The organism is Paenibacillus sp. JT22N7, assembly GCF_059383875.1.
The window spans coordinates 366,425-387,576 of the sequence record NZ_JBXENY010000002.1 but is presented as its reverse complement, the minus strand read 5'-3'; the positions used below and the strand labels follow the sequence as shown (position 1 = coordinate 387,576).

The 21,152-nt window shown below is 47.0% G+C and carries 18 protein-coding genes; 2 read left to right on the top strand and 16 right to left on the bottom strand.

Annotated features, from left to right (window positions below):
- Positions 1–19: 19 nt before the first annotated feature.
- The 5 genes from ctaG to coxB all read right to left on the bottom strand — a co-directional run bounded on the left by ctaG (position 20) and on the right by coxB (position 4,895).
- Positions 20–916, bottom strand: a complete 897-nt coding sequence (ctaG, locus tag AC50Y5_RS06375) for a cytochrome c oxidase assembly factor CtaG (protein ID WP_494859251.1) — start codon at positions 914–916, stop codon at positions 20–22.
- Positions 917–996: 80 nt separating this feature from the next.
- A complete protein-coding gene (locus tag AC50Y5_RS06370; RefSeq protein WP_494859249.1) occupies positions 997–1,317 on the bottom strand; it encodes a cytochrome C oxidase subunit IV family protein in 321 nt (106 codons plus the stop codon).
- 4 nt (positions 1,318–1,321) lie between these two features.
- Positions 1,322–1,939: a cytochrome (ubi)quinol oxidase subunit III gene (locus AC50Y5_RS06365; RefSeq protein WP_046234813.1), complete on the bottom strand. Its 618-nt coding sequence runs from the start codon at positions 1,937–1,939 to the stop codon at positions 1,322–1,324.
- Positions 1,936–3,777 (bottom strand): cytochrome c oxidase subunit I, encoded by a 1,842-nt coding sequence (gene ctaD / locus AC50Y5_RS06360; protein WP_099521416.1) that lies wholly within the window; start codon positions 3,775–3,777, stop codon positions 1,936–1,938. The genes AC50Y5_RS06365 and ctaD overlap by 4 nt, the downstream gene beginning before the upstream one ends.
- A gap of 68 nt (positions 3,778–3,845) precedes the next feature.
- The gene (coxB, locus tag AC50Y5_RS06355; protein ID WP_056042924.1) at positions 3,846–4,895 is read right to left on the bottom strand and encodes a cytochrome c oxidase subunit II; all 1,050 of its coding nucleotides are present in this window, start codon (positions 4,893–4,895) and stop codon (positions 3,846–3,848) included.
- Positions 4,896–5,218: 323 nt separating this feature from the next.
- Here coxB and AC50Y5_RS06350 point away from each other — a divergent pair, with 323 nt between their 5' ends.
- Positions 5,219–5,926, top strand: a complete 708-nt coding sequence (locus AC50Y5_RS06350; RefSeq protein ID WP_056042925.1) for a YhcN/YlaJ family sporulation lipoprotein — start codon at positions 5,219–5,221, stop codon at positions 5,924–5,926.
- Between the two features lie 81 nt (positions 5,927–6,007).
- On the opposite strand, the gene AC50Y5_RS06345 is transcribed toward AC50Y5_RS06350, so the two are convergent.
- From AC50Y5_RS06345 to AC50Y5_RS06315, 7 genes are all read right to left on the bottom strand, one after another.
- Positions 6,008–7,156 carry an MFS transporter gene (locus AC50Y5_RS06345; RefSeq protein WP_494859246.1) on the bottom strand — a complete coding sequence of 383 codons (1,149 nt, stop codon included), beginning with the start codon at positions 7,154–7,156 and terminating at the stop codon, positions 6,008–6,010.
- Between the two features lie 113 nt (positions 7,157–7,269).
- Positions 7,270–8,115, bottom strand: coding sequence for a DUF421 domain-containing protein (locus AC50Y5_RS06340; protein ID WP_494859244.1), 846 nt, complete (start codon positions 8,113–8,115; stop codon positions 7,270–7,272).
- 544 nt (positions 8,116–8,659) lie between these two features.
- Positions 8,660–10,039, bottom strand: a complete 1,380-nt coding sequence (locus tag AC50Y5_RS06335; protein WP_494859710.1) for an arabinan endo-1,5-alpha-L-arabinosidase — start codon at positions 10,037–10,039, stop codon at positions 8,660–8,662.
- Between the two features lie 29 nt (positions 10,040–10,068).
- Positions 10,069–10,911: a carbohydrate ABC transporter permease gene (locus AC50Y5_RS06330; RefSeq protein ID WP_046231421.1), complete on the bottom strand. Its 843-nt coding sequence runs from the start codon at positions 10,909–10,911 to the stop codon at positions 10,069–10,071.
- A 33-nt stretch (positions 10,912–10,944) separates the two neighbouring features.
- Positions 10,945–11,835: a carbohydrate ABC transporter permease gene (locus AC50Y5_RS06325; RefSeq protein ID WP_056042933.1), complete on the bottom strand. Its 891-nt coding sequence runs from the start codon at positions 11,833–11,835 to the stop codon at positions 10,945–10,947.
- Between the two features lie 130 nt (positions 11,836–11,965).
- Positions 11,966–13,315, bottom strand: a complete 1,350-nt coding sequence (locus tag AC50Y5_RS06320) for an ABC transporter substrate-binding protein (RefSeq protein WP_494859242.1) — start codon at positions 13,313–13,315, stop codon at positions 11,966–11,968.
- 286 nt (positions 13,316–13,601) lie between these two features.
- Positions 13,602–14,576 carry a glycoside hydrolase family 43 protein gene (locus tag AC50Y5_RS06315; RefSeq protein WP_056043044.1) on the bottom strand — a complete coding sequence of 325 codons (975 nt, stop codon included), beginning with the start codon at positions 14,574–14,576 and terminating at the stop codon, positions 13,602–13,604.
- Between the two features lie 207 nt (positions 14,577–14,783).
- Here AC50Y5_RS06315 and AC50Y5_RS06310 point away from each other — a divergent pair, with 207 nt between their 5' ends.
- Entirely contained in the window at positions 14,784–15,716 is a 933-nt protein-coding gene (locus AC50Y5_RS06310; protein WP_056042937.1) for an ArsR/SmtB family transcription factor, read from the top strand.
- A gap of 554 nt (positions 15,717–16,270) precedes the next feature.
- On the opposite strand, the gene AC50Y5_RS06305 is transcribed toward AC50Y5_RS06310, so the two are convergent.
- From AC50Y5_RS06305 to AC50Y5_RS06290, 4 genes are all read right to left on the bottom strand, one after another.
- A complete protein-coding gene (locus AC50Y5_RS06305; RefSeq protein ID WP_056042939.1) occupies positions 16,271–16,912 on the bottom strand; it encodes a nitroreductase family protein in 642 nt (213 codons plus the stop codon).
- A 921-nt stretch (positions 16,913–17,833) separates the two neighbouring features.
- Positions 17,834–18,667, bottom strand: coding sequence for a carbohydrate ABC transporter permease (locus tag AC50Y5_RS06300; RefSeq protein WP_056042941.1), 834 nt, complete (start codon positions 18,665–18,667; stop codon positions 17,834–17,836).
- Complete coding sequence (locus tag AC50Y5_RS06295; RefSeq protein WP_494859239.1) at positions 18,657–19,565, bottom strand: carbohydrate ABC transporter permease; 909 nt, start codon at positions 19,563–19,565, stop codon at positions 18,657–18,659. Before AC50Y5_RS06295 ends, AC50Y5_RS06300 begins: the two co-directional genes overlap by 11 nt.
- 105 nt (positions 19,566–19,670) lie before the next feature.
- Positions 19,671–21,005, bottom strand: coding sequence for an ABC transporter substrate-binding protein (locus AC50Y5_RS06290; RefSeq protein WP_494859238.1), 1,335 nt, complete (start codon positions 21,003–21,005; stop codon positions 19,671–19,673).
- Positions 21,006–21,152 lie beyond the last annotated feature (147 nt).

The window sequence follows — 21,152 nt, the reverse complement described above, 5'->3', positions numbered from 1 at the left end:
TAGTAAATCCGCCTGTATATTATGCCGTACCTGTGTTGCTATTGGGCAAATCGTCTTCTTTATGCTCACGCTTGTACCATTGTGAGAATATATACGCCAGTATAATCCCGTACATCAACTCTTGCAATAGCTTCATGACGATGCCGCCTAGCTGCTGGTCCTCTACCACTTCCATTAAATTGAAAAATTGAGGACCGTCGAACATCGTAAGCAGCCGCGTCGGATCGCCCGACACACAATACCCCATCGCCTGAACCCAGACGTTTGGATCATTATATACCGCATATAAGGGAGAGCTTGCAAATATAATTAAGGCGCACGCGGGAGTCAGCAAAATGCCATTCGCGAAAACATACGCCATCTTCTTCAAATCCGTCAGGCGATTCCATTCCGGCACAGGACATGCAATCTGCCACCACATCATGATCGCAGCAATTAGCATAACAAAATAATAGATACGGTGAATCGTATAGTGGGTCATGACAAAGTCATGTATGACTGGTACATGGTAAAAAGAAAATAATAGATTAAACAGCAGCAGCGATAAAATAGGATTCATTAGAAAGTTGAGTGAACGCCATTTTTTCGAAGCAAACAGCTTGCGCCACATAAATGCGGGTATCGATAATATAAGCATCGGCGGCACAATGAGATAAGAAATCGACATATTGAACATATGGAAGGTAAACATTAAATGTCCCAGGAAATTAAGCGGCCCGCCATTGCACAAATAATAGAGAATAGCCGAAACAACAAACATAAACCGCTGCTTGCCTGTTGCGGACACCTCTTGCGGTGCGTGCTTCTCCCGCCATGGTCCGTTCAAATAAAAATACAAAATGATTACAGCAATTGTACCGAACATATACCATGGGGTCCACAACTCTTCAAAACTGAAATATTCCAGGCCAAGCATGGCTGCAACCTCCCTTTATCTTCTGCAAAAGAGGAGGGAACCCACCCGGGAACCCTCCTCTGTGCAATTGTAAATCTCTATTACCACCAAACCCAATATTCCGCCATAACGATACAAGTAAATGCAATAAATACACCCATAAGAATGCCGACCGTAGCAAAAACGTGGCCGCGGTCTTTCATATGCATCCAGAATGCCATTTGCACGAACACTTGGAGCATAGCGCAACCCATAATAATGATGTAGATAAAGCTTTTATTGATTTCGCCAGCCGCTACCGCAGCAAATGCTACGAGTGTCAGCAATATGGAGAAAATGAAGGCAATAATGTGCTTCTTCGGTCCTTCTGAGTTGTGGCGAACTGGACGCTGCTCTTCAGCTGTCGAGTGATTGCTTGCCATTTGGCTAGACCACCTTTCCCATCAAATAAACGACGGTGAAGATAAATACCCAAACTACGTCGATAAAGTGCCAGTACATACCTGCAACATACACTTTAGGAGCTGTAACAACCGTAAGGCCTTTTTTCATCAACTGTCCGATAATGCTGGAAATCCAGAAAATACCGAACGCAACGTGGGCACCGTGGAATCCGACTAACGTATAGAAGGAAGAACTGAACGCACTTGTCGTAAAGCCATGCCCTTCATGCACATAGTGGTAAAACTCATAAATTTCAAGTCCTAGGAATCCAAGTCCGAGCACAACGGTTACGATTAACCAGTTGATCAAAGCTTTTACATTATGATTATGCAGCGCTTGGATAGCAAATACGCTAGTCAAGCTTGATGTAAGCAAAATAGCAGTTGCTGCTGCAACGAGCGAAAGCTTGAACAGCTCGCTTGGCTGCGGTCCATCCAGCACTTGATGGCGAAGGGCAAGGAACGCCGAGAACAGCGTTCCGAACAAAACCGTTTCACCGCCAAGAAATAGCCAGAAGCCTAATACTTTATTGCGGCCCTCAAGAGTGGCTTTCTCGGGCTCATGAGGGAGATGCCCCTCTGCATGTGAATGTGTACTCATGCTTTAACCCCCTTGTCTTCCAACTCTTCCGGCTCAATGTGGAAACCATGATCATCATATACCGAGCGAAGGAACATGCTTCCGAACGTTATTAACAGGCCAAGACCGGCAACATAGAAACCGATATGTTCTGTAATAAACGTCCAATCCCTCGAATACATCAGGCCAAAGCCTGTAATGAACAAGCCAAGCGACATTGTGAACGGCAGAATAGAAGGAGATGGCATATGGATCGAACCAATTGGCTCAGCAGGCGTCATGCCTTTGTGTCCATCCATTTTTTCTTTCCAATAAGCATCGTAGCCGCGAACAAGCGGAGTTTGCTTAAAGTTATATTCTGGAGGCGGCGATGGAATGGTCCATTCCAGCGTACGGCCATCCTCCCAAGGATCATCCGCTGCATTTTGTGGTTTTGCATTAGTGATAACTACGTTCAGGAAGAACATAATTGTACCAATACCCATCATGATTGCACCAATTGTACTAATCAAGTTCATTTCATTAAATCCAAGGCCGTCGAGGTACGTCCAAATACGACGAGGCATACCAAGCAAACCGAGGAAATGCTGAATAAAGAATGTCAGATGGAAACCGATGTAGAACATCCAGAACGTCCATTTGCCAAGCGTTTCATTCAACACGCGACCGAACATTTTAGGCCACCAGTAGTGAAGACCGGAGAAAATACCTAAAATCAGACCGCCGACGATAACGTAGTGGAAATGCGCAACTACGAAATACGTATCGTGATACTGGAAATCCGCTGGCGCAGCTGCAAGCATAACGCCTGTAACGCCGCCCATTACGAAGGTCGGAATAAATCCAACGGCATACAAGTTAGCGCTCGTAAACTTGATCGATCCGCCCCACATTGTAAAGATCCAGTTGAAGATTTTAATACCTGTTGGCACTGCAATCAGCATCGTTGCTATTGAGAACAATGCGTTAGCTACAGGCCCCAGACCCGTCGTAAACATGTGATGCGCCCATACCATGAAGCCCAAAAAGCCGATCAGAATTGTCGCGAACACCATCGAGCTGTAACCGAACAGGCGTTTACGCGAGAATGTACTGATTACCTCGGAAATAACACCGAAGGCAGGCAGGATGAGAATATACACTTCAGGGTGTCCGAAAATCCAGAAAATATGCTCCCATAGTACAGCGTTACCGCCATTGTTAGGGTCGAAGAAGTTGGCATCGAATACCCTGTCGAACATCAGTGCCGCCAAACCTACAGCAAGTGCAGGGAAAGCGAACAAGATAAGCGCCGACGTAATGAACGAAGCCCATGTAAACATCGGCATCCGCATGAAGGTCATGCCAGGTGCACGCATATTAATAATCGTTACCAGGAAGTTAATCCCCCCGATAAGCGTACCAATACCCGCTATCTGGAGACCTAAGACATAATAATCCATCCCATGGCCAGTACTGAACGCCGGCCCCGAAAGTGGTGCGTAAGCCGTCCAGCCGGCGGCTGGCGCACCTGTGCTTGTAAACCAGCTGACATTCAATAATACGGCTCCGAAGAAAAACGTCCAGAAGCCAAGTGCATTTACAAAAGGAAACGCAACGTCGCGTGCGCCGATTTGCAGCGGCACGACCGCGTTCATTAAAGCAAATAGCATCGGCATCGCAGCCAAGAAGATCATTGTTGTACCGTGCATAGTAATCAGCTCATTGTATGTATCCGCACTAACGAAATCATTTAGCGGCTTCCAAAGCTGAATCCGAATAAGAAGTGCTTCCAAACCACCGACCAGAAAGAAAAAACCGCCGGCGATCAAATATAAAATACCGATTTTTTTGTGGTCAACCGTTGTTAACCAGTCCATCAGACCAGAGTAACGCTTAACCGCGTGTCCTTGAGCCAAGTTGGTACCTCCTTTTCATCACCGATGATCTATTTTTCGTAGTCCAATGTTAATTCCGATAAGTATTTCGCAATACCATCAAGCTCTTGCTGCGTCAGATCGATCTTGCCCATCAGATTGCCAGGTTTAATGTCATCTGGATTTTCGATCCAACGATGAAGATTGTCATAAGTGGAACCTTCATTGGAGTACTGAGGATCATCTGTATTAATCAGGATACCACCAACGGAATCACGGCTTCCGATACCTGTAAGATTCGGGTACAATGGTCCGCCTTTGTCGCCAACAGCGTGGCAAACGAGACATTTGCTTTCGAAAGCAGCGGCAATTGCCGGATCGCTTGGCATTGCTACTGGCGCTTGAAGCGCTGCTACCCATCGGTCGAACGATGCATCATCAACCGATTTCACCTTAAAGTCCATCAAGCCGTGGGAAGGTCCGCAAAGCTCGGCACATTTGCCCAAGTAAACGCCTTCTTTTGGTGCCGAGAAGAACATTTTATTTGTTGAACCACCAGGATTAGTATCGATTTTACCTGCAAGGGAAGGAACCCAGAACGAGTGAAGCACGTCTGCTGTCTTCGCTTCAATTGTAATGGTCTTGCCTTTTGGAATAACCAGCTCCTGCGCCGTCTTGACGCCCAGATCCGGATACTCGAATTCCCACCAATATTGATGTGAAGTTACTATTACTTTAACCGCATCTGGATCGTTTGAATGATCCTTTGACAGGTTAAATACGGTCTGAACGGTAGGAACACCCAAAATAATCAAGAGAATAATAGGAATTACGGTCCAAATAATCTCTAGCTTGTGGCTACCTTCGACCTGCTTGGGAATCGACTTATCTCCCTTACGTCTGCGAAAACGGACAATGACAAACAAACAAAGTGCAAATACAATCACTACTACACCGATCATGATTGAAAATGCGAGCTTCATCAATCCGAATTGCTCTTGCGCTACGGGCCCCTGGGGATTCAGCGCGGATAGATCTGCTCGTCCGCATGCTGACAGCACCAATACCATCAAGGCCAGAAGCGGCGCAAGCCGTTTAAAAAACTGCCACCGATTCATCAATAATCAACCCCACTTTTGACGTTTTTGCAGCTGTAAACACCCCGAAATTGTGGCAAACTGCTTGTTTTTAAGCTAATAAAAAATGACAACTTCTGCGACCTTAATACCTTATTAAATATAAAGTTGAAGCCCTTATTTGTCAATGTTCCACAGAGAGTTCACAAATTGTTCGCAAAGCTGTCAAATTCGTTATTTTAAAGCGCTTTTTTCGAGAATCGTGGGCTTTCCGTTCACAAAGTCAAATCTGTATAGCTTTTCCTGCGTATATTTAATCGTTCCCTACAAACCCTATTCTTATTACAGCAGGAATGGAGGACATCTAAATGCCAAAAAAACGAATGTTTTATGCGTTATTATGCAGCGCCCTCCTCGTATGCTCATCGGCTGCCTGCAACTACGAGCAGCGGGTACAGGACAGCGACTACGATTATGGCAGCAGGCAAGCCGGCGATCCGAAAATGCTGGGCAGCAAAATGTATGGAACGACGACGAACAATCCGCATCAGCATGACAATGCTTTTTTCGAATACAGCAATACGTTGTCTAAGAAGGTGACCAACTTAAATGGCGTAGCTGCGGCGAACGTCATGCTGACGGACAAAAACGCTTATGTCGGCATCGTGCTTGATTGGACCGCTGTCGGTACAAGAGGTGCTGGCGGCAATCGGGAGCAGTTGAACGGCGGGCAGCCGGAGGACGCCTACAACACGAGCCGTGTCAGCCCGCTTGAGGACAATCGGCTGCTCGTCAAGCCTTATCAGTCGTATTTCTCGGTCAACGACCACAATGAGCTGTCCCCGGAGCTTAAGCAAACGATCGCCACGCGTATTCGCGAGCTTGCCCCGATGGTGCAGGAGGTGCACATATCCGCCAATATGGATTTCGTGAATAAGCTGAATGATTATGCAGTGGAGTCGTGGGGAGGACGATCACTGACCCCGCATGTGGATGCTTTCAACACTTTGGTGAAATATCAATTCGTCGGGGGCCAGGAAATGCCTAAGCCAATTACTTCCAAAAAAACACCATAAAGATGAGCCTCGCATTTGTATATCAAAAAAACTCTTCTATTATATATGCTGATGCAACGCAACAATGATGAATGGGGACCTTTAAGCAGGGTCCCCTTTTCTCTGTTTCAGCATAATGAACAGACATAGCAGCATGGCAGCAAACGACCAAACAGCCATTGCCCCATAAAGCTTCGCCCCGCCATACTGATCAATGAACCACCCTCCGGCGGTTGCCGATATGATGCTCGATACTCCAAAAAGCAGCACCGCTAGCACCGTCTGGCCCGTTGCCTTCCATTCCTCAGGAACAAGCTTATACAAATATTGAATCGACGCCGCGTAAAAAAGCACAAAGGAGACCCCTTGCAGCAGTTGCAGCCACATAAGAGCAGCAGGATCAGTGACGACAGCAGACAGCGCAAAGCGCAAGGCATAGCAACTAGCGGCAACCGCGATAACAGCAAGCTCTTTTTCCGGTTTAATGAAATAATGGCTAATGGCGAAAAAAACAACTTCTATAATCGTCATAACGGTCCAGGCTTGCCCGACTAACTGGACATCGCCGCCCAAGCTTTTAATATATAGGCCGATATAATTATCATTCATCCGGTGCGGCACTGCTAGAAACAGGACAAGTCCGAGAAACCATAGCGTCTGCTTGCTTCTGAAAAACAAGCCGATTTCCCTAAGCGCAATCGGCTTGGCAGCTGCCGGCACTTCAGCAAGCAGGCTGCACAGCAGCAAGGTGATGACCCCGTACACGAGAAATAATACCGCCAAGCTGCCGATGCCATAGTGCTTGCCTGCATAGCCGATGATGGAAGAGGCCATCGCAAAACCAAGCGCGCCAAACATTCGGATCGAGCCGAAATTGACCTTATATTGAAGGGACACACGATAATTGAAGCTTTCAACCAAAGGGTCCGTCGGCATGAAGAAGAAATACATCAAGCTAATGCCTACAAACAACGGCACCAGCTCCGTGGAACGATAGAGCAGTCCGCCGATAACGACAGATACCGTAATTAGCAGCAGCAAAACCTTTTTGATTACCTTGTATTTGTCGCTAATCATTCCCCAGAGCGGCTGGGATACGACCCCAATGAGGCTGCCCAGCCCCAGCATCAACCCAATATTCGTGGCGCTAATATCGCGCTCAGCCAAATAAATAGGCAGAAAGGAGAGAAATAATGCAAACAGCGAGAAATAGAAGTAATTGTATGCGCGCAAAAATAAAACCTGTCTCATAGCCCGCCCCTTATCGTTATGTATATACACCTCCGTACATTTTAAAATACATCGCCTGCATTGAACAGCCGTTTTTGCTTCAATGTATGCCTTTGCGTCAGCTGCTGTCCGGCTTATTTCTTATCGATAAGCGATTGCAGCTTGTTTACCGCACTTTGATAATCAGATTTATCCTTTTCATTTAAGGACAGCTGATCCTGAAGCTGCAATTGCACCTCAAATTGCTTCATTATACTTAGCAGCTGTGATTTGGGGTTCGTCGGTTTAGCTGGCTCAATGGATTTGGTGCCCGTCTGAATCATCAGCTCACCCTGATCATCGACTTGACCCAGAAAGATGTCCGTTAGCTCGATTCGCTGATCGCGCAGCTTTTTGTTCAGCCAGTTGTCATCAAGTCCTGACTCTCGGAGCGACTTCTTGAGCACCTTGCCATCCATAATAATCGTAGTCGCTTCCGCCTCCGGCTCTACTTGAAGGCCGAGAATATCAGCGGTCAGCGGCTGTTGTTCCTTTTTCAGCAGCACATTAATTTCACCGCTTTGCTCCATAATAGCAAATTCCACATCCGCCATCCGATAGACATCCTTTTTACGCAGCTGCTCTAGAAACTCATCGAGCGTCATACGCTCCTTTTGCAAATTTTTTCGCAGCAGCTTTCCTCTTCGGATAAGCACGGTTCCCTGCCCGTCGATAAAGTTGCGAAGCGTCTTGCTCTTCATGGTAGCAAACTCGAAGCCTACGGACACAATGACCCATACGAGCAAGGCTACAATACCCAAATACCATTCATTATCGAGATCCAGTGAAATGTACGAAGCAATGTTCCCCATCGTAATCCCCGTAATATACTCGAATAACGACAGCTGCGAAATTTGCCGTTTGCCCAATAGCTTGGTCATGACAAACAAAATAACGACCGAGGACAACGTTCGCAGCGTAATTTCCAACCAATCTTGCATAAAAGGTTTCGCCTCCTGCATTTGTTTGTTCTTACCCGGGGAGTGGAACAAACTTTGTGAATTTTGTATTTAAAGTAGCGTAACCAGATAGGCAAAAGTCATACATATATAGGTATCTTTTCGCCCCTCTTGCAATTGTTCTTCATATAGGCTATAATGATCTTTGATGTGTTATATTTAACCCCCAAATATCCCTCCTAGAGATTCAATGTTTTCCACAGTTTTGATCTTCTTTCTGGATTTTCTTTTCTGTTCATTTCTGAATTCTCACGTTCGTGCTGTACGAGCTTTGATTCACACTGGCGCGGTCTAGGAGCCGCAAGGATGGAAGAGAGGTAGGGCTTCCGTTGTTTTGGAGTTAGGTTACGAGGCAAGATTATGCTGTCTTGCAAGATTAACAAGGGATATAATGGCCATTCATGTTGCTGAAGGCCCGGTTAAATATACGATACACAAACAGCGGCACCCATTTGATGGGTGCCGCTATCCAATTTTATAGAGATATTTCCGCAATTAAACGCAGGCTGCACAGCGCGAGTGGCTGCTATCTGATCTGTTTTCCCCAGACTGCGAGCCCTTTGTCATCCATTCCGGTAAATACTAGCGTAGGCTTGTTCAGCTCTGAGTCCCATGCTGGCAGCACCAGCACCGTTTCAACCCCCGCCTTCGTCTGATCCTCATCTTGAAAATACAGGCGCACCGTATGCTCGCCATCAAACTCCCAATAATTTGCTGATTCTTCAGCGCCAATCTTGCCGTCTTTTCTCAGCTCAATCGCTTCTGAATCAATCGGCCCATCTATATATTTCTCGTGCACAATGCGCTCCCATGTGCCCGCAAGCGCGCTCTTAGGTATCGTTTGCAGTTGTTCCCCCGCATATCGCTCAGGCGACACCACCGGCCACCCATCGCCAGTCCAAAGCAGCTTGCGCACATGCAAGTACATCCAGTTCGAATCCTGCTCTGGGCGAGCATGATGAACGATATAATCGCTATCGCCGTCCTGCAGTATCGAATTGTGGCCGGGAGCAATCCAGCCTTCTCCTTCCGCAAACCGGTAGCCGCCCATCACCTTGTTGCCGACATCGAAGGTCGGATCATAAGCGGTATCCAGCATATCTCTGCCGAGGGAATCGAGAAAAGGCCCTGTTATCGACGCCGAGCGTCCTACCCGCACATTATAATCCTGACTGAGCGAGTCATAGGAAACGAACAAATAATATTGCTTGAGCTCAGCATTATAAATCATATAGGGACCTTCCACTGCTCCCGATTCCGAGGCAGCGCGAGCCGCGATTTTCGTCCCGTAGCCCTGCTCCTTAAGCTTGCCCGTAGCCGGATCAAGTGGAGATACATAGATGCCTCCGAAAAAAGAACCATACACGAACCAAGGCTTGCCTTCGGCATCCTTCACAATATTAGGATCAATGGCATTCGGCTCGTCGCCAGGCCCCGTCTTTATGACTTCTCCCTGATCCGTCCACGGCCCTTCCAGTGAATCGCTTGTTGCAACCCCAATAAACGAGCGATTTGAGCCAAAGGTCGACGCGGAATAATATAAATAGAAGCGGTCGCCAAGCTTCGCCACCTCTGGCGCCCACATGCCCGTTGCCCCCGTCCACGCCTCTGCTTCCGCTGGAACACCATCAAGCGCATAGCCGGCCCATTCCCAGTTCATGAGATCCTTCGATTTTCTGACCATAAGTCCTGGTTTTGCCGCTCCTCCGACCTTAACATCCGTGGAGAAAATATAATACGTATCCCCTTCCTTAATAATAGAAGGATCATGCACATTGCTTATATTCCAGCCCTGCTCATTGTCTATATTCGCTGTATCATACATCGGGTAGCTAGGCGGCGCCTGCGGATAAACCACTTCCTCGCCCGAGCAGCCGGTCAGCCAAACCGTAGCAACTGCCGTTATCGTTAAAAAATATCGTTTCATAGGCGGCTCTAACCTTTCACGCCAGAAATGGCAACCGATTCAATAATTTGCTTCTGGAATACGAGAAAAATAATAAGCATCGGCAGCAGCGCAATGAACGAAGCCGCCATAATAAGCGCATAATCGGTCTGAATCGCATAAGTCGCGTTAAAATTCGCAATGACGAGCTGGAGCGTCTGCTTCTCCGGCGAATTCAAATAAATAATCGGCGCCAAATAATCATTCCATACCGCCATAAACCATAAAATAAGCTGTGCCGCCACAGCTGGACGGATAAGCGGAAAAATGATTTTGGAGAAAATGCCGAAATACGAGCTGCCATCTATTTTTGCCGCTTCGATAATCGCCCCTGGCACGCTCGTCAAATACTGCCGCAGAAAAAAGATCATCATAATGTTGCCGAATAATCCCGGCACGATTAGCGGCTTGAGCGTATCGACCCAGCCAAATTCAGAGAACAGAATAAACTGCGGAATCATGACCGCCGGGTAAGGAATCATTAAGGCGGATAACAGCAGCAGAAAAATCATATTTTTGAAAGGAAAACGCAGCTTGGCGAAGGCGAACGCCGCCAGACTTGAGGTGAATGTGCCGATAATCGTCACGCACACCGTAATAATCAGGCTGTTCTGAATACCGCTCAGCAGCGGGCCCTTTTCCCAAATTTCGATATACTTCTCAAAATGGAACGTTTCCGGTATCCATACCGGAGGCAGCGCAAAAACCTCCGCCTTCGACTTGAAGGAGGTCGACAACGTCCACAGCAGCGGGGCAACCATAAAGACGGCACCGATACTGATGACGATAAAAGCGAGCAAATCGGTCAGATTGAATCTTTTTAACGATAGCATAAGTCAGGCTTCACTCCTTTCCTGCCGGCAAGTTTATTCCATATCCTTCGAGGAACGTTCATTCATGCGGAACTGCACGAGCGTAATGACGAAAATAAACAGTCCCAGCAGCATCGCCATCCCCGAGGCATAGCCCATCTGCAGGTTCTCGAACGCTTTCTTCCATACATAGAAAACGACCGTTGCGGAGCTGTATTCCGGCCCGCCCGTCGGCGTCATAATGTTAACCTCAGTGAAAATTTGCGCTCCCCCAATAATTTTCGTTACGACGATAAAGAACGTGACAGGCTTCACCATCGGGAACGTAATGTTCCAGAAAATTTTCCAGCTATTCGCGCCGTCCAATTGCGCCGCTTCATAATAATCCTTCGGTACGCTTTGCAGCGCAGCCAAATAAAGCAGCATGGAATACCCAATATTTTTCCAGATCATCATCAATATAAGAGCAGGCTTTACCGTATACTTATCCGTGAGCCAGTTCGGGCCCTCAAAGCCAAACAGCGCTAGAAACTGGTTCACCAGACCATAATCGCCGTTATAAGCCCACTGCCACAGTATCGATACCGCTGCAAGCGAAGAAATAACCGGCACATAATAAATGACCCGGAACGTTGTCGTGCCGAACATTTTCCGATTCAGGCCCATCGCCAGCAGCAGCGCTAATGTAATTTCAATTGGAATACCAATCATCATAAAAATCGTATTAAAGCTCGCTTTATAAAAAAGCTCATCGGCGAGAATATCTTTAAAATTGTCCAGCCCAATAAACGTCATCTGCCCGAGCCCATCCCAATCGGTAAAAGAACCATATAGGGAGTACAGCAGCGGGTACAGCGTAAACAAAAGATAGCCTATAACGGGCGCCAGCACGAATAAATACCCGTAATAGCCTTCCTTCCGGTAAAGATTCGACCTTACTTTCATGTTTCACCCCTCAAAATGACCGGAAGCCAGAGGAACAGGCACTCTTTGCAGCTGCCCCTTGAAAACCAAGGACCGTGCTTCGCTTGTCCTCCGTCCTTCCGGTACTGAGATTAGCTTCTGCTTGCAACCATTATTTCTTGGATTTCGCTTCCTGCTCAACCGCTTTATCAAGCAGCTTCTGCATCTTCGGCTGCTCCGCCTTCACGTAGTCCGCTGCTGTCACCTTGCCATCAAGCACAGGCTGAATATCGGTGAAAAACAGCTGATACCATTCGGAGTTGTATGTCAGCGTGTTAGGCATTGGCTTGCCGTAATCCTCTACGATACGGAGGAATTCAGCTTTGTTTTCAGGCTTCGTCGTCGTGTCTGCGGCCCATTTTTCCGCCATATCAATCAGGTTCGGAATTTGCACCTTCGCATCAACGAGCTGCTGCATGCCTTCCGGCGATGCGGTCAGATACGTTACGAGCTGTGCCGCTTCTTCCGGATTTTTCGAGCCGCTGGATACGCCGATGCCAAGCGAGCCAAGGAAGGTCGCGGATTTGCCGGTCGAGCCAGCAGGGTAAGGGATCAAATCATAATCGAAAGGCAGCGTCTCATACGTCGCAAGATCCCATGGACCTACCGGGAAAAAGGCAAGCTCGCCCTTCATCCAGCGCTGATACGTATCAAGCGTCGCCGCATCTTCAATGGATGGCGTAATTTTATAAACATTTTGCATATCGGCAAAATATTGCAGCGCCTCCGCGAACTTCGGATCGTCAATCGTCACCTTCGTATTCGTTGCGTCCAGCCAGTCTGCCCCATTGCTCCAGACGAAGGCCTGCAGCGCCCAGTTGACATTAAAGCCCGTTCCGTACTGATCGATTTTGCCATCGCCATTCGTATCCTTCACCAATTGCTGATTGACCTTGATGAATTCGTCCCATGTATACGGCTTTTCCTTATCCGGCAACGGGATTCCAGCCGCTGTGAACATGTCTTTATTGTAGCCGAGCGCAAACGGGCCCACGTCCTTCGGCAAGCCATAGATGCTGCCCTGGCCTACGTTATTGCCATCATAGCGGTAAATATCTACGCCACGCTTCCATAGGTTATCGAAGTCGACATCCTTCACGTATTCCGTAATATCTTTCAATACTCCCGCATTCACATAAGCTCTTAAATCGCCTGGGTCAAAATAAAAGACGTCCGGCACGCTTTTGCCCGTAATGGCTGCTTTCAGCTTCGTCGCGTATTGGTCACCCGTTGTCGTAATGATTTTCACCTTTACATCAGGATGATCGGCCTCAAACTTCTTGACCGTCGCCTCATACGCCTTCTGCTCCTCCGGTCCGCCGCGGAACATGAAGCTGATTTGCTTCGTGCCGCCCTGCCCAGTCTCGGTGCTTCCTTCTGTTTGCGAATTGCTGCTGCAGCCCGCGATAACACCCCCCAGCACAATCGTCGCTGCCATTGTTGCAAGTAAACTTTTTTTCATCCTCAAACCCTCCTCCATAAAATGAAAACGTATTCACAATTTCGAAAAGTTGCCTTGCATCATGATGGTATAAGTACAGTGCTGACTCACGCGACACATCCGTTTGCAAGTCAAAATCGCCTTTCAACCGTTGTATCGCGCCTTATTAATCCTATTGCTTCACAAACATTAATAATATATGTATTAATCATTAATGTTTTTATTATTTACGATAATAGTTCAAAGCGCTTACATTGTCAACTATATTTGTTTGATTTTTGGAATTCCTTTGCGCTCAGCCAGCTTCTTACTTGCCGTCCCGCACCGGGACGCCAAAGCTAGGCTTACCATCCGCTGTCCAGCCGAATACTTGCGCCCTCGTGTGGCGATTCGGATCGTAAAGCGGATCCCCTGTAATCTCCTTATAATTGCGGGCATGGTAAATCAAAATATCCTGCTTGCCATCCGGCGACACCGTAAAGCTGTTATGTCCAGGTCCATATTGCCCGTTCTCTTCACTCGTTACAAATACAGGCTCCGGCGCCTTGCTCCATGAAGCCGGGTCGAGCAAATCGCTGTCCTCGGAAGCGCTCAGCAGTCCCATGCAATAATGGTGATCGGTTGCGCTGGCCGAATAGCTAATAAATATCGTCCCGCCACGCTTCAGCACCGCAGCTCCTTCATTGACGTAAAAGCCGATTTTCTCCCATTCGTATTCGGGCTGAGCAATCATAACCTGCTTGCCGCTCATCGTCCAAGGATTGCTCATCGCCGCAATATATAAATTAGAGTTGCCTGCGATCGCCAAATCCTTCTGCGCCCAGACGAGATATTGCGTGCCCTTATGCTCGAAGCTTGTCGCATCCAGCGCAAACGATTCCCAATTGGCGACAAGCTGCCCTTTTTCAACCCACTGGCCTTCGAGCGGATTGGCGGATTCATTTTCCAATACGAACATGCGATGGTCGAACAGCCCTTCTACCGTCTCCGTCGTCCGCGCCGCTGCGAAGTAGATGTACCATTTGCCCTGAACAAAATGCAGCTCCGGCGCCCAAATGTTCGCGCTCATCGGTCCTTCGGCATATTTTCGCCAGACGACAACTGGCTCTGCTTCCCCCAGCTGCTGGATTGTGCGCGCTCTTCTAAGCTCAATGCGGTCGTATTCCGGAACGGAACCCGTGAAATAGTAGTAGCCGTCGGAATGGAGATATACCCATGGATCCGCACGCTGCGGTATAATAGGATTGACGAAAGATTGCTCGGCTTGGATCTGCTGCTCCATCATAATCAAAACCCCTTTGTTAATTATTCATAAATATATTACTTACTTCCTTCGATGTTAATATATCAACAGCTTTACGCCGCTGTCAACCAGATTATGCCTGTTTGAAGGCGTTTCCTTGTCTGTTTTGGCCAAATCATGTATCATTAGTCACAATCAGTGTTATTCACATATTCATTAATATTTCAATTTCCGGAGGACGCCACGTTGAAAATAGAACTTTCCGAACAATATTTGCCTGTATTCGAGGCTATATCCAGCAACGTCCGCATCCAAATCATTCACCTTCTATCGCAAAAATCGATGAATATTCGCGAGCTTGCCGAAGCGCTCGGGCTTAGCAGCGCCATTATGACGATGCATGTCAAGAAGCTTGAGAAAGCAAACATTATTCACTCGGAGATGACGCCCGGCAAAGGCGGGGCAGCGCAGAAGGTTTGCTCGCTCAGCATCGATAATTTGGAAATTATGTTTCCGATCAAGGATGTGATTCCGCGCGAGGTGCGGCGAACGGATATTTCGATTGGCCATTTTACCGATTTGGACATTTCGCCAACCTGCGGCATTTGTACGCGGGATTCCATCATCGGCATTTTCGACGATCCGAGGCATTTTCTTGATCCAGAGCGGCTGAATGCGAAGATTTTGTGGTTTGGGCAAGGGTATATTGAATACAAGATGCCTAATTACATGCTTGGGAGCGAAAATCCGGAGCAGCTCGAAATTTCAATGGAAATTTCCTCGGAGGCCCCTTTTACGAACAACAATTGGCCTTCGGATATCAGCTTCTTTTTCAACGGCATGAAGGTTGGCATGTGGACGAGCCCCGGCGACTTTGGGGGCAAAGGCAAGCTTAATCCGCCATGGTGGTTCGAAAGCGTCAATCAGCATGGGCTGCTCAAGCATTTGATCGTGAAGAAGGAAGGCACCTTCATGGATGGCATTAAGCTGTCCGATGTGACGATTGACGATATTGATATCCGCAGCAACCAGTGGACGTTCCGCATCGCCGTAGAGGAAAATGCCGAGCATATTGGCGGCGTCACGCTGTTCGGCTCCGGCTTCGGCAACCATAATCAGGACCTGGTGTTCCGCCTGTATTATACGAAGCAGCCTCAGGAGAAGGAGATCGAAGCTTAGGCAAAGGTAACTCCCTGCACAATGACAGATTTGGCGGACACAGCAGCCGCTATTTCAACCGAATCATGGGTTAAGGCACAAGTGGCGGACTCAGGAGCCGCTATTGTGCTGCAAATGACCATTTTGACGGGATAATGACGGTGATAGCGGCTTTCCTGTCCGCTTACGGCCTGAAACCGGGTCAAAAGCCAGAATAGCGGAAACTCAGTCCGCCAAAAAAGTGTGAGCGTTCCCAAGCTGCTGCGCGGTCTAATCAAGGGTGATTTAAACAAAAGTGTTCTCAGTAACAGTGGTATTAGCAACGGTGTTCTTAGCAACGGTGTTCTTAGCAACGGTGTTCTTAGCAACGGTGTTCTCAGCAACATTCGCATGCTGCCGTACCCCACCCCTGAAACTGAATCGCAAAATGAGATTGGCCTTGAATAAACGCTAAGCATGGTACAGCAGAATAGCTCTGGTCTGCATACCCACCTAGTATAACTGCACGCAAAAAAGCTGCATCCTTAGTGGAGGCAGCTTTTTCGCATGAACAGGAAGGGTTGAGATTATTGATTTCAGTGAGTATCAGGAGAATGAAAAGCATTCATATTCACATATTGATTAACGGGCTTGCGGTAGCCGCGCGGGCGCTCTTTGTTCGGATCGCTTTTGCCCAGTGTTATGAGCATAACCGGCACATAACGCTCGGGGATTTCAAACAGCTCCTGCACTTTATCCGCGTCAAAACCAATCATCGGGCATGTATCCCAGCCCTGGTCTTTGGCGATCAGCATCAGCTGCATCGCAGACAGGCTCGCATTGCGAATCGCATCGTCCCGCTGGAACAGCTCGCCGCGCGATTCGTAAAACTGAATCACATTTTCATTTTCCTGATCATAATCAAGCTTGCTCATCATGCCCAGCGCGAGCATCCCTGCGTTCAGCTCTCCAACATTAAGGTGCGCCTTCGTATCACCAAGCACGATGATGGCCGCAGAAGCATTTTTTACTTTATATTGTTTGGAAGCTTCATAGATTTTTTCTTTGCTTTCCTCGGATGTCGCCACGATGTAGTGGCTGTGCTGCAAATTAAAGGCCGAAGGAACGAAGCGGTTTAGTGAAAAAAGCTGCTGAAGCTCCTCCTCCGATATCGCTACATTTTCCACAAAATTCACTGCCGAACGACGTTTTTCGATAATCGTTTTAAGTTCTCCCATGTTCAAACGCTCCCTTTGAAAATCATTTTTATGTAAAGCGGCCTACAAGCTTTCTTCTATGTTTGTAATTATAATATATTTGCTTTATTTTTGTAAGTGGTTTACGAAAAAAATTTTCGTTATGCACACAAAATAAATTCAACTACTTTCATGATAAAATAATGCCTGATAAGGAAGTGTCCCATTAGTAAAAAAGATGTGTTCTGATTCAAAATTCGTTGTCTGCTATTGGTACTCATGGAGTCGTGATGACAATGATGATGGGATATTTCGCTGCGAACAACGCTATCTAGCATTTTAGTCTTACTCAAGTGCTTGATTACAACATTGTTAAAGAGCGCGGTATCACCTTCGGAAAAAAGGGAAACCGCTTTATCGTTCATTCCCGGAAAAACTTCATTAGTAAATACAATTAATTCATTACCCGCATAGTATTATCGATATCCGATGTCATGATCGACTTTAGCTGGGGTGAGTAAGCCGTTTTGATCATAATGTCGGTCGGAGTGTTGCAATCGTTATATGGCCCAACTTAGCCATCTCGCCAATCGAATAGTATCGTTTCATTAGGTGTACTCCACCTAGTTGACTCTAATGTAACATGGGGGTTTATAGTCGAAATTTCAAAACTGTCTATTCATTATGCTGTGCCTGATGTCATCGCATTAGCTATGAGCATGTACGGGATATTAATTATAACGCTGTATTGATCGGTATGACACGGGGATTGTGTTTCGTCATCAATTAAGGGGAGAATCAACTTGCTAGAATTAAAGAACTTATCATCTTGAGGATCAGAGTTGTGTTAACCGTAGGCATTTTATGTGCAAAATACAAACGTCAGTCCATTATTAGGCTGACGTTCGCATGTGAAAATTACTGCATGTATATTAGGTATCAGTCCTTTTTGGAGAAAACGCATTATTTCAAGCCCGTATTGGCAATGCCTTCAATAAACTTGTTTTGAGCCAGGAAGAAAACGAGCAGAATCGGGACTGTTGCTATGGTCGAAGCGGCAAGCAGCAGCGGCCAGTCCACTCCGGCATCCGTAGTCAGCATGGATAAGCCGATCGGCAGCGTGAACAATTCCTTCGTATTTAAATAAATAAGCGGTTCAAAAAACTCGTTCCAGCTATTCATAAATGTAAAGATGCTTACGGTTGCCAATGCGGGTGTGGCGATCGGGAGCATAATCGACCTGAACGTGCGCCACGGCGAACACCCATCCATTTTGGCTGCTTCATCCAGTTCAATAGGAACAGTAATTAGAAACTGACGTACGAGAAATACTCCAAACATCCCTCCCGATCCAAGCATTGGCGGAAAAATCAGAGGAATATGCGTATCGATGAATCCGAGGTTTGACATCCAGCTGAATAAAGGAATGGCCGTAACTTCGGTGGGAATCATCATCCCGCTGAGCAGGAACAGAAAGATCGCGTTTTTGAATGGAAAGTGCAATCTGGCAAACGCATAGCCTGCCAATGCGGACAATAAACAAGTGCCTGCCGTGACGAGCACCGCGATATACATACTATTAAAAAAGTAGAGATGAAACGGCATCTCCGTAAACACGCGAATATAATTGATCCACTCCCAAGCTGCGGGTATCCACTGGGGGGGAAATAGAAACACCTCGGATTCCGTCTTCAAGGATGTGCTGACCATCCAAAAAAAAGGGAACAACACGATGAGGGAAACGATTGTTAGAACCAGATAGGATGCAAGGTTGGATGTTATCTTTTTATTGTTCATAATGTACCCATCTCTTTCTTAGTTTCCACTGTATCAAAGTCAGAATCAGGATAATGCTGAACAAAATAAATGCCAGTGCCGATGCATAACCGAATTCGTAGGCGCGGAACGCTTGTTTGAAAATGTAGAAGACCATCACGTACGTGCTTGTTCCCGGACCTCCGCCTGTCATCACATAGATTTGTCCGAACACTTTAAGAGAACCGATAACGGTAATTATCGTTACCATGAATACGGCTGGCGTAATCATTGGCAGTGTAATGGATTTAAAGGTTTCCCAGCGCGAAGCGCCGTCAATTTTGGAAGCCTCGTAATAATCCTTTGGCACATCGTGCAAAGCGGCCAGGAAGATGACCATGTTCATGCCCACACCTTTAAGCGCACTGACCACTATAACGGTAGGCATCGTCCAAGTTTCCGAGAAAAGCCAGGGAATCTCCGTTCCGTCAAACGTTCGGATCAGCAGATTGACTAAGCCGCCGTCCGTAGAGAAAATAAACTTCCATACGATCCCCCAAACCACGAGGGAAACGACTACCGGCGTAAAGATCGCAGTCCGAAACAAGCCAATGCCCCATATTTTCCGTTTCAACAGCATGGCCAGCAAAAGCGATAATACAATGTTCAGCGGGACCAAACCCGCAGAGAAATATATAGTATTAACGACCGTATCCCAAAAGACGGGATCATCGCGCATGGCGTAAATATAGTTATCCAAACCAATATACGCCTTATTCCCAAATAACGACCAATTCGTAAAGCTCATCACGAAAGCGTAAACGATCGGGCCAAACAGGAAGATTAAATATCCCGCCACAATAGGCAGTATAAACAAATATCCCGCCCACATTTCTTTTGATTTCATAGTTGCTAAACCTGCTGGCTTACCTCCGGCCATTTGCGCCTACCTCCTGTTGTGAATATGACGAAACCCTCTCTTTAATATACGAGATCGCCCTATTGTTCATATGGCGATCTCGCAATACTCCACCGTTCAGGAGGGTTACTTCAATAGAGGATTAATGCTGTCTTCCATAATTTTCAACGCTTGCTCGGTTGTCTTGGAACCGAGCAAAATCGCGTCTAGGTTTAATGTCACCTGCTCGTCAATCTTGACCCAGTTCGGATGGGAAGGCCGGATTTCACCTTCGGCCAACCGATCGTATGCAGCCACTTTCATCGTTTCAACAGTCGGGAACGAGAACTTGTTAAGATACTCATCGGAGTAAAGGACAGACTTTCTCTGCGGCACAAAAAACTGGGCTACTTTTGCTGCATTTTCCTTATTACTAATAAATTTTAAATATTCCAATGCTTCTTCCGGATACTCTGCATCTTTGAAGATCGAATAGCCTCCAAAGCCGATAGGCACCGTGACGCCATGGTCGCCTTTCGGAAGCGGAGCAATATCCCACTCGAAATCGACTTTGTCACGGTAAGCGCTTGTACGGGTAACGTTCTCAAACGCCATACCAAGCTTACCTGTATCGAAAGTTAACTGCTCGCCGATGCTTGGATGCGCTTTCTTATCGATCAGCCCTTTAAAGAGATTGATCGCTTTGGCCGTCTCCGGCGTGTTCATAGCGAATTGCGTTGTGTCTTCGTTGAAGATTTCGCCGCCCATCGCCCAAATCAATGGAATCAGATTATCGGACCAGTTGGAGGAACTTTGTATGAACTTCACGCCGTATACCCCTTCTTGCGGTTTGGATATCGCTTCGGACGCTTTGACCATCTCATCGTAAGTCCAGTTGCCCTCTTCATAAAGCTGCATTGGCGACTTCAATCCATTCGCTTCAAACAGCTTTTTATTGTAGAAAACGACCTGAGGCGGCGTAGAAAATGGAATGCCGTAGAGCTTGCCCTCCTTTTCAAATGCAGTGAGCGTGGATGGCAGTATATCATCGAACGCATAAGCCGCATCCTCTTTCACGGACGAAATATCCAGCAGCTGGCCCCCATTCATAAATTGCGGAATCATGCGCTCTGAGATCCATACGATATCAGGCGAAGTTTTGGTCGCTGCCATGATCGCCAGTTTCTGCTGGTAGTCCGCCCACGGAATCACGGTAGTTTTGACTGTCACATTCGGATGGAGCTTATTGTATTCCTCAGCAAGCTCGTCATACAATGCCACCTGGGCATCGCTGCCCCAAACGGACATCTCAAGCTCCACAGGATCTTTTGATTCAGCAGCCACTTCCGCACTCGGCGTATTGTTCGCATTTTCCTTGTTTGCCTTTGCGGCGCCATTATTGTTCTTTCCATTTACTCCGCATGCGCTCAGCAAGCCGAGCAGCAAAATAACAGACAGCAAGACTAACCCGTATTTCTTCATCTTTATGCCCCTCTCAATGTTTGTAATCGCTTTCTATTACTAGTATAAATTTGATGGCTCCCAGAAAAAATAACACGAAATCGAGAAAAACTATGTAAATTCGAGTACTTTAATAGAATCAGGTATATAACAGAAATTCGGCCTAAG